The organism is Pseudomonadota bacterium, from assembly GCA_030860485.1.
Lineage (GTDB): Bacteria > Pseudomonadota > Gammaproteobacteria > JACCXJ01 > JACCXJ01 > JACCXJ01.
The window spans coordinates 1-5395 of record JALZID010000151.1 but is presented as its reverse complement, the minus strand read 5'-3'; the positions used below and the strand labels follow the sequence as shown (position 1 = coordinate 5395).

Here is a 5395-nt window from a genome sequence, read left to right as displayed (position 1 = left end):
GGATGATCCCCTCAAAAAGGCCGATCTAGATCCCTGATGCTGCTCCAAAATCGGCCTGGATAGTGAAATCCCTTGTAACATGCCGCGGCAGTATAGGCTTTCATCACAATTTTTAGAGGCTCCCTATACTATGTCCATGAACTTCATCTCAATCGAACAAGAGGCGCTGCACCTACCGCTTCAGCAGCGGGCTCGGTTGGTGTATCGGCTGCTGGCCAGCCTCGACGATCTCTCTGAATCGGAGGTCGAGCAGCTCTGGCTCGTGGAAGCGCAACGTCGAGCTGACGAAATTGATCAGGACCTTGCTAAGTTGGTCTCGGCTGAGGAATTGGAACAGAGAGTTCAGTCTCTCTTGAAGTGAACTACTGGCTTCATTCCGAAGCGGCTGCGGAACATGCAGAGCAAGTCGCATTCTATGAGGCACGTCTGGCTGGTCTTGGCCGTCGCTACCATGTGGCCTTTCGCACTGCCATCATTGCAGTTTGTGCAGCGCCGGATCGTTACCGAGTCGCCTTGGCGCCGTCGATCCGAAAGGCCGCGTTGGGAGAAGCTTTCCATTCAACATCATCTTTCGCCATGTGGGCGATAGCATTCAGGTTCTTGCCATCGCCCACCATCGTCGAAGACCAAACTTCTGCCTAGGCAGGCTCTAGCGCTGGTTTAGCACCCGATGATGCCGCGCGCAACCTGGAGGAAGCCGCAATATGGTGGCCGGAGGGAGGCGAATCCTTCGTAAGACAGGTCAAAGCGGCATATCCGGCTCAGACTGTATCAATCGCACACGGCTGAACTAGGCCGCGGTGAGGCGAGCGAATCCGGGCATGTCCACGCCATGTGCTGGGTTTCGTTCCTCAACCCGGCCTACAGGACTAGGGAGTTATACGTTTCGGTTTTTTCGAGGAGAGGATCATGGCTCATATCGCATTCGAAGTTGAGGACGGCGCGCTCGCTCGCCTCCACAGGGACCCCGCAGAATTCACCCGCGAGCTGCGTATTGCCGCCGCCGTGAACTGGTACGAAATGGGAATCGTGAACCAAGGCCGCGCGGCCCAGGTCTCTGGTCTGTCGCGTAGTGAATTCATCGATGTGCTCGGGCGTTACGTCGTCGCACCGTTTCAGGACACATTGGAGGAGTTACGCGAGGCGGCGGGCGTGAGCCGCCATGGCGCGTGAGACCTGGTGCTGAATGCTTGGCTCATTGTGCTGGCGAAATCAGGGCCGCTGGACTTGCTGCTCGACCCTGCGCGCGATCTGCTGCTCTCCGAGGCTGTCGCGCGTGAGGTCTGTAAGGGGCCAGCGGGTGACCCGGCCCCCCTCGCCGTTGAAGCGGGCTTCGCGGGATCGCCACCGGTGGTTCAGGTGCACGGCGACGTCTTGAAATGGGGTCTGGGCAACGGCGAGTCTGACGTGCTCAACCTCGCTCGTGCCCGCAGAGCGATTGCCCACGCTTGTGGTATGGGATGAGGCAGCTCCCGAAGTTCCGGCGGACATAGGCGATATGCAAGTCGTCAGGCTACGAAGGCCTCGTACACGACGAGCTGGTAGGAGTCAGGGAACGGGCGTAAATCAATGCGATGAGCCGAGGCAGGGTGGGCTGGGTGGCCGAGTACCGCGGGGGCCATATGTCAACGGTCGCTATTGCGGCCATGTTGATGTGTGTCCTCATCAGCGCTTGTTGCTACATAGGTCGGGCGCGCATTTGCGTTTGGGATCGTGACCGACAAGGTCGGCGGGGCGATGAGTCAGGAATAGTCGGGTGAAACGAGGAAAGATACGTGCCGCTGCATAGCGTAAGCCTGATCACCACCATTGCCGCTGCTCTCGGACTTGCTCTGATTCTCGGTTTTGTTGCCGTTCGTCTCAAGCGCAAGCCCGGATTCGATCCCGCTCGAACCTTGCCCGTGCCCTGGAGCGGTCCGACGACCCGCTCGCAGAGCTTCCAATGACTGTCGACCAGAATCGCCTTACGGGGCATATTGTACTGGTGGGCTATGGCCGCGTCGGCAGGCGTATCGGTGAAGCGTTGATCGAACGCGACGTACCAATCGTCGTGGCTGAACAGAACCGTGAAGTCGTCGAGCTGCTGCGCGAGCGCGGTATACCGGCCGTTTCCGGGGATGCCTCCGAGCCGGCGGTGCTCATTCAGGCGCATATCGCTCGGGCGCAGATGTTGGTGATCGCAACCCCGGATACATTTGGGGCGCGAAAAATGATCGAGATCGCGCGCACTCTCAAACCGGACGTGGAAACAATCGTGCGCACCCATAGCGACGTAGAGGCAGCGCTGCTTCGGAACGAAAAGGCCGGGAAAGTGTTTATCGGGGAGCATGAGCTTGCGCTCGGCATGACGCGTCATGTGCTCGAGCGAATCGCAGGTGGAGCCGACGAACGGCAAGAAGTTGAAGAACATATCCACTAATTTATGAAGCGATTTAACGCCGTCAAGCAACGTCTAATCCAGCGCTCAAGCCCGACCGCCCTCCGCGATGTTCGGGCGTCGGGTTAGCTCTGCGTTAGAGCCTGTTCCAGGCTATCCGGAATCATCGGTGATAAACGTATGCCGCCGGTAGGTGCTGACGGTGAAATAGGTGCCACCCGGCACATGGGCGCGAAGATAATCAGGCATGACGGAATCATACCGCCAATGAATGGCGCGGGCACGCGCCCTACGCTGGCTGACGTTCGCCATTGAACGAACCAACATGGTACTGGGGGCAGTGCATTTGCTTCTGTTTCTCGCCTATCTCACGCTCATCTTCGAGAAATGACAAGCAGAAACAATTCGCCGGCTAAGCTCGATGGAGGCGGACACGCCAAACGGGCTTGAGATGTTATGTGCGGTAAGAGCGAAAGGAAAATGCCAGGTACTAGTTCCGATTAATTCCGAACGACTGAGATAGAGAAGATTTCTCTCAAGGATAAGCCCTGCTCGATAATGCCCAACCAAAGACTTTTGAGTGCTGCCGGGTGGCAGCTTATTGATATTCGCCCCTGAAATAGAATTTGTTTGAGTTGGTTTGTTCGCTCGCGATTTACAATAGATGCGGGCGTCTGCCCCTGATTCAAGAGGATGGTCGCACGTGGTATGATGGAGCCCGCTGCAACCACGCGGCGCCGCTTCGCTTGACACAGGCCTGACATCAACTGCGCAATGGACACCAACCAGGTCATCTTCTTTGGCGCGCTGCTCGTGCTAACGAGCATCGTGGCCAGCGCTTTTTCCTCGCGCTTCGGGGCACCCATCCTGCTCATCTTCCTCGTGCTCGGGATGCTGGCGGGAGAGGACGGTCCAGGCGGCATTGTCTTCAACGATTTCAACCTGACGAACCTCGTCGGCACCATCGCGCTGGCGGTGATTCTGTTCGACGGCGGCCTGCGCACGCGCACGGACAGCTTCCGGGTCGGGTTGTGGCCGGCGATGTCGCTCGCCACCGTTGGGGTGGTGATCACGGCGCTGATCACGGGAGCGTGCGCCGCGTGGATCTTCGATCTGCACGGGATGCAGGGTCTCCTGATCGGCGCGATCGTGAGCTCGACCGATGCGGCGGCCGTGTTTGCCTTGTTGCACGCGCGCGGCCTCGAGCTCAAGCAGCGCGTGGCCGCCACGCTCGAAATCGAGTCCGGCAGCAACGATCCCATGGCGGTTTTCCTGGTGGTGGTGCTCGTGGAACTGCTCGCAGCGGGCCACGCCGATCTGTCGTGGACCGTGGGACTGGAGTTCGTGAAGCAGATGGCTCTCGGTGCGTTGATCGGGATGATCGCAGGCCGGCTGCTGGTGCGGTTGATCAACCGGCTGACGCTCGAAACAGGCCTCTACCCGCTGCTGGCCATGGCCGGTGCAGTGATGACGTACGGCGGCACGGCGCTGCTGGGCGGCAGCGGCTTCCTCGCGATCTACCTCGCCGGACTTATCCTCGGCAACGTCCAGCTCCAAGCCAGCCAGAACATCCATCGCGTGCACGATGGGCTCGCCTGGCTGAGCCAGATCGTCATGTTCCTGCTACTCGGGCTGCTCGCGACCCCGTCCGCCATCGTCCCCGTGGCGCTGCCGGCGTTATGGGTCGCGCTGGTTCTCATGGTCGTTGCGCGGCCGGTCGCCGTATGGCTGAGCTTGCTGCCGTTCCGGTTTCCGGCGCGCGAACAGCTTTTCATCAGCTGGGTGGGGTTGCGAGGCGCGGTGCCCATCATTCTCGCCGTCTATCCGCTGGTTGCGGGGCTTGAAGGCGGGCAGGTCTATTTCAACACCACTTTCGTCGTCGTGTTGATGTCGTTGGTGTTGCAGGGTTGGACGATTGCGCCGCTCGCCCGCGTGCTGAAACTCGAGGTTCCGCCGAAGCCGATGCCGTTCCAGCAGATCGACCTAGATATATCCGGGCGATTCAACCACGACCTGCTGGGCTACCAGCTCGAGCAGAGCAGCTTTGCAGCGGGAAAGACCCTCTCCCAGCTGCCGCTCCCGGAGCAGACCGAAGTTGCCGCCGTGATCCGCGGCACGCAGGTGGTTCCGATCGACAGGCACATGCCGCTCGTGGCGGACGATTACGTATACGTGCTGGCGACGCCGGAATGCGTGGACCTGCTCAACAAGATATTCGCGCTGCCGCATGCGCCGGCGCGCCTGGAAGAGCGCCGGTTCTTCGGCCACTTTGTGCTGAACGGCGACGCCCCGTTGCAGGACCTCGCGGCGCTCTATGGGCTGGATGTCGGGGACGTTTCGGGCGCCGTGACACTCGGACAGTACCTCGCCCGGCGATTTGGCGAGCGGCAGGTCATCGGCGACCGCATAAAGCTCGGAGGAGTCGAACTGGTCGTGCGCGAGATTGTCGACGGAGCAATTACCCGGGTCGGCCTGAAGCTGCACGACTGAGGCGGCTCAGATGCGCTTCGCAAGCTCGGCGGCCTTCTACTGAAGTTCCTCGGGGTTGATTGGCGCCCTAGTGGGGTGTCCCTTAAATAACTTGACAGATTCTCTGGCAATTGCTATGCTCACGGTCATGCCGAACACGAGGCTGTCAGATCGAGTTGCAACCGGCTGAACGGACGCAGCTCGAAAAGTGGGAGTCCTCACACGGGACTCCGCAACAAGTGGCGCTACGTTGCCGGATTATCCTGAGAGCCGTGGCGGGTCAGCAGAATGTGGCGATCGCCGAGGAACTCGGTGTGAGCCGCCCCACGGTGCTGCTGTGGCGCAAGCGGGTTCGCGAGCAAGGGATCGGCGAGGTCTGGGAGATCGCCCCCGGACGGGGGCGCAAGCCGCAGTATGATCAAGCTAAGCGAGACGGGATCATCAATGCGACTTTGCACAGCAAGCCCAACGGCAGAACGCATTGGAGTTGCCGGGTCATGGCGGAGGCGCTCGATGTCAGCAAGAACACGGTGAACCGCTTATGGCAGC

General features: G+C 60.1%; 5 protein-coding genes and 1 pseudogene. 5 read left to right on the top strand and 1 reads right to left on the bottom strand.

Features of this window, described 5'->3' with window-relative positions; translation table 11 throughout:
* Nucleotides 1-136: 136 nt before the first annotated feature.
* A complete protein-coding gene (locus tag M3461_08360) occupies nt 137-361 on the top strand; it encodes an addiction module protein (protein MDQ3774357.1) in 225 nt (74 codons plus the stop codon).
* A 548-nt stretch (nt 362-909) separates the two neighbouring features.
* Nucleotides 910-1173, top strand: a complete 264-nt coding sequence (locus M3461_08355) for a UPF0175 family protein (GenBank protein ID MDQ3774356.1) — start codon at nt 910-912, stop codon at nt 1171-1173.
* 39 nt (nt 1174-1212) lie between these two features.
* Here M3461_08355 and M3461_08350 read toward each other — a convergent pair whose 3' ends face one another.
* A complete protein-coding gene (locus M3461_08350) occupies nt 1213-1446 on the bottom strand; it encodes a hypothetical protein (protein ID MDQ3774355.1) in 234 nt (77 codons plus the stop codon).
* Nucleotides 1447-1876: 430 nt separating this feature from the next.
* On the opposite strand from M3461_08350, the pseudogene M3461_08345 reads away from it, so the two are divergent.
* The 3 genes and pseudogenes from M3461_08345 to M3461_08335 form a co-directional block, all read left to right on the top strand.
* Nucleotides 1877-2419 (top strand): annotated as a pseudogene (locus M3461_08345) (NAD-binding protein).
* A gap of 732 nt (nt 2420-3151) precedes the next feature.
* Nucleotides 3152-4867, top strand: a complete 1716-nt coding sequence (locus M3461_08340; GenBank protein ID MDQ3774354.1) for a potassium/proton antiporter — start codon at nt 3152-3154, stop codon at nt 4865-4867.
* Between the two features lie 251 nt (nt 4868-5118).
* Nucleotides 5119-5395, top strand: a 277-nt coding sequence (locus M3461_08335; protein ID MDQ3774353.1) for a helix-turn-helix domain-containing protein, incomplete at its 3' end; no start/stop codon positions are given.

What these genes read in the sequence shown, in the direction of transcription:
- M3461_08355 (MDQ3774356.1), top strand. Translation starts at nt 910, where the DNA reads ATGGCTCATATCGCATTCGAAGTTGAGGACGGCGCGCTCGCTCGCCTC.
- M3461_08360 (MDQ3774357.1), top strand. Translation starts at nt 137, where the DNA reads ATGAACTTCATCTCAATCGAACAAGAGGCGCTGCACCTACCGCTTCAG.
- M3461_08340 (MDQ3774354.1), top strand. Translation starts at nt 3,152, where the DNA reads ATGGACACCAACCAGGTCATCTTCTTTGGCGCGCTGCTCGTGCTAACG.